Genomic DNA, 408 nt, shown 5'->3' on the forward strand with positions numbered 1-408 from the left:
GGCCTACACCGGCCAACAGGAGGTCGATCCCCAATTGGTGGATTGGATCGTGCAGGGAGGCACTTAGGCCGGCTCTGCCTTTGCCAGCAGTCGCGACAGATGCAGTTCGTGAAGGTCCTGCATGCTTTCAAGAAGTTCGAGGAATTCAAACGCCTTGGCGGTGGGCATCTCTATCTGTTGCAGGTGGGCGATGCGCGCCCGTTGCAGGGCAAGATGGTGTCTGCCCAATTCTACATGCCCTCGCACCGTGCGGATGTCATCAGCAAGTGCCATCGGAGGAAACGGCCTAGCGGCAGAAGCGTTCCCGGCGACCCAGCCCCAAACCAGCGGATGAATGCGGCAAGCGGGAGTGACTATCCCGTGATTGGTCTGTGAAAAGCGGGTACGGAAGCGCTACCTACATTAGGA

At 58.8% G+C, this 408-nt stretch carries 1 protein-coding gene; it reads right to left on the minus strand.

Annotation, left to right across the window (positions count from 1 at the left end):
- Positions 1–63: 63 nt before the first annotated feature.
- Positions 64–273, minus strand: coding sequence for a hypothetical protein (locus EN780_RS38150; protein ID WP_127391405.1), 210 nt, complete (start codon positions 271–273; stop codon positions 64–66).
- Between the last annotated feature and the right edge of the window lie 135 nt (positions 274–408).

Source organism: Mesorhizobium sp. M4B.F.Ca.ET.089.01.1.1 (genome assembly GCF_004022605.1).
In the GTDB taxonomy this organism is placed as follows: Bacteria; Pseudomonadota; Alphaproteobacteria; order Rhizobiales; family Rhizobiaceae; genus Mesorhizobium; species Mesorhizobium abyssinicae.